Raw genomic sequence first — 3,672 nt, 5'->3', positions numbered from 1 at the left:
TGCATACATATAATAATCAGGAGAATGATTTTCTTCTACGTAATGAACATAATGTTTATCTACTTGTTCTTCAGATAATCCAGCTACTTTGTCTTGAATTCGAGTAGCTTCATCCATCTTTTTTAAGAGTTGTACAGGATCTGTATTAGAACCCAACAAATATTTCTTAACACGTGCAGGGCTGGCCGTAATTAATACACGTTCGCCTTTTAACTCCACTGCATGTGCATTAGGATATTGGTCCAGCATGTTTATTAAATCTTGTTTTGTATGCTTTCCTAGTTCAAAGAAAGGCGTAGTCGTTCCACCTGTTGTAATTGTTGTTCGAATGCTACCTCCTTGCTGTTTATTATAAAAATAAATCAGCCCCCCATTTGGAGATTGGATTGTGTTTACACCAGGTTTTAATGTAAATGATTTTATCTTAGAATCTTCTCTCCAAGAAGCATCATACGAATACGTTCCAATGTATGCTTGAATATCTTGATTACCTTCTACATTAATCGTTATTTGCTCATTTGGCTTTGCATATAAACCAGTTGGTTCATATGGACTAAATGCCATATTTTTTCTTTCCTGTTGTTTCAGTACCTCAACATCCCCTTTTCCTGGGACTGTAAATGTTCTATTTTCAGATTTGACTGACTTTTCACTTTGCAGTGATGTTGATACATTTTTTTGCTGCTGCGTTTCCTCTGCAAAGACATCTGATGAAGAAGCCATTCCAGAAGCAATTATAGTTAATGTTGCAGTAGCTACAAGTATTCTTTTAGTTTTATGCTTTGATTTATTCCCCATATTATCTCCCTCTCATTTCCTTAATAAATTTAATAGTTTTCGTTTCTTTAGCATGCGCTTACGTGCAAAAGCAGTTCATGAACTTGTATTTATTACTTTTCACATAGCCCTCCCCTCGTTCTGTTTATAATTATATTTAGATGTTATTTTATGACACATATTAATACAACTTTATAAAATATCAATCAATAATGAGCTTTTATGTTTTGATTAAGTATTCCTAACTATCTTATAAATCAAATAAATTACATAAAGGTAGTCATTTTGTGTGAATAATACTTTAAATCAAATTATTTTCAGATTAATAATTCACAAAAAATTAATATTATGTAAAATTCTATCAAGGAAATAAATACAAACTGATTCTTCATGTGTACATTGAAATCACTCAGACATTTACTATCATCCAAATACTTCATTCATTTTTTCTATTTCAGTTTAAGTTTTTAAGTTATTAGGAGATAAAAAAACGAATCTATTTTAAAAATAGATTCGTTTTTTTTTACGTATAACATAAACTCTCAAGTTTTTTTGATTGAATTTTTTATAAAAAGAAAAGGCACATCCCAAAAGAGAAGAATCCTACTTGCTCAAACATGTAGGTTGTGATAACCTTTGTCTCTGATATATCTCATTTATAGTTTGTTTAATTGACTATGTCTTTTAGAATACATAAAATATACTATTATCCCTATAAATAACCAAATACCGAAATAAACCCAAGTTTTTAAAGGTAGATTTACCATTAAGAATAAGCAACATGTTATTGAAATAATCGGTAAGATTGGTACCAGTGGTACCATGAAACCACGTTTTAAATTTGGATGTGTTTTACGAAGAATAATAACTGACACACCAACCATCGCAAATGTTAATAACGCTCCAATATTCGCTAAATTCGATAATTCTTTTAAATCGATAAATCCAGCAATTAAAGCACTACCAATACCTGTTAACCAAGTTGAGAATACTGGTGCTTCTGTCTTCTTATTAATTTTCGCAAACGATTTTGGTAATAAACCGTCACGACTCATCGCAAAGAATACACGTGTTGTTGCATAAATGTAAGCGAAAATTACAGCCATAATACCAATTACAGCTCCAACTGCAATTATACCCGCTACTTTATCTTGTCCTACAACTTCTAATACGTAGGCCATTGCTTCTGGTACATCTAATTCCTTATAAGAAACCATACCAGTCATAACAAGGCAAACTATAACATAAATAATTGTACAAATAACTAGCGAAGCAATAATACCAATCGGTAAATCACGTTGTGGATTTTTTACTTCTTCAGCAGACGTTGCTAACGCATCAAATCCTAAAAAGGCAAAAAATACTGCAGCTCCTCCGGCAAAGATTCCGCTTATACCATAAGGTGCAAACGGGATCCAGTTTTCTGGTTTTACGTAAAATATACCAACTGAAATGAATAAAAAAACAATACCAATTTTTATTAATACCATTGCGTTATTCACTCGCTTACTTTCTTTCGTGCCTTTTGATAATAACCAAGTTAATAACAAAGTAATGATTACTGCTGGTAAGTTAACGATTCCACCTTGTGTTGGAATTGTTAAAAGTGATTTTGGTATCTCAATCCCAAATCCGTTTACTAAGTTATGAAAATAGCCTGTCCATCCACCCGCTACTGCGGCAGTTGTAACTATATATACAGACAATAAAGTCCATCCCATTAAGTGGGCTACAAACTCACCAATCGTCGCATATGAATAGGTGTATACACTACCCGAGACTGGAAGAGCAGATGCGATTTCCGCATAACATAGGGCTGCAAACCCACAAACAATTGCGGCAATCATAAATGAAAAAATAACTGCTGGACCCGCATCTCTTGCGGCTACTAATCCAGTTAATACAAGTACTCCTGTACCAATTATTGCACCTATCCCTAGCATGGTAAGGTCAAATGCGCCCAACGTTTTTGTCAAAGTCTTACTTTTACTATCTTCTAACAATTTCTTTACTGATTTTTTCCTAAATAAGTTGGCCATCACACACGCCTCCTTTTATTTAAAAAGGAGCTAAGATATCGTCTCCTAGCTCCCCTTAAGTAAAATAATTTTATTTTATAAGATTATTGAATCGTTATTTTACCTCATTGGCAACAAAAAAATGCTCACATACAGTTGAAATACGTTTTAAATCCACATTGCCGCCTGAAATAACCGCTACTACTTTTTTACCCTGTACATATTTATCAACTTTGCCTGCAAGAAGAGCGGCTGTGGCTAATGCTCCCGCACCTTCTACGACAGCTTTTCCGCGTTGCAGTAAGTCTTTCATTGCTACTTCTAATTCTTCTTCCGATACAGTTACAATATCATCTACTAGGTCTTTTACAATTTCAAAAGTTAAATTCCCTGGTATTTTTACCGCACAACCATCCGCTATTGTTGGTGCTTCATAGTGTTCTAAAATTCTCCCCGCATCATAAGAAGCTTTCATTCCATGAACATTATCTGCTTGAACCCCAATAATATTAATGGAAGGATTAAATGATTTCAGTGCTACAGCAATCCCTGAAATAATTCCTCCTCCACCAATAGGTACAATAACAGTATCAACATCCCACATATCATCTAGAATGTCTAAGCCAATTGTCCCTTGGCCAGCCATTACTTCTACATCATCATATGGATGTAGGTATGTTTCGCCTGTTTCTTTTATAATCTCTTCACATTTTGCTTTTGCATCATCAAATGTATCACCGTATAAAATAACTTCCGAACCATATCCTCTCGTCGCATCCACTTTAGCTTGCGGTGCAGAGGTCGGCATCACAATTTTGCTTTTAATTTTGAGTAAATGAGAAGATAATGCAACACCTTGTGCATGATTTCCAGCTGA

The 3,672-nt window shown here is 34.1% G+C and carries 3 protein-coding genes; all 3 read right to left on the bottom strand.

Annotation, left to right across the window (positions count from 1 at the left end):
- Positions 1 to 798, bottom strand: a 798-nt coding sequence (locus ACTJJY_RS31775; protein WP_440607429.1) for a M60 family peptidase N-terminal accessory domain-containing protein, incomplete at its 3' end; no start/stop codon positions are given.
- A gap of 635 nt (positions 799 to 1,433) precedes the next feature.
- On the bottom strand, positions 1,434 to 2,816 hold the full coding sequence (locus tag ACTJJY_RS31770) for an amino acid permease (protein ID WP_440607428.1): 1,383 nt from the start codon (positions 2,814 to 2,816) through the stop codon (positions 1,434 to 1,436).
- 94 nt (positions 2,817 to 2,910) lie between these two features.
- On the bottom strand, positions 2,911 to 3,672 hold a 762-nt coding region (locus ACTJJY_RS31765), incomplete at its 5' end, for a pyridoxal-phosphate dependent enzyme (RefSeq protein ID WP_440607427.1).

The organism is Bacillus sp. 22475, from assembly GCF_052044835.1.
In the GTDB taxonomy this organism is placed as follows: domain Bacteria; phylum Bacillota; class Bacilli; order Bacillales; family Bacillaceae_G; genus Bacillus_A; species Bacillus_A cereus.
The sequence above is the reverse complement of the archived record's forward strand: the minus strand, read 5'-3'. Positions and strand labels throughout refer to the sequence as shown.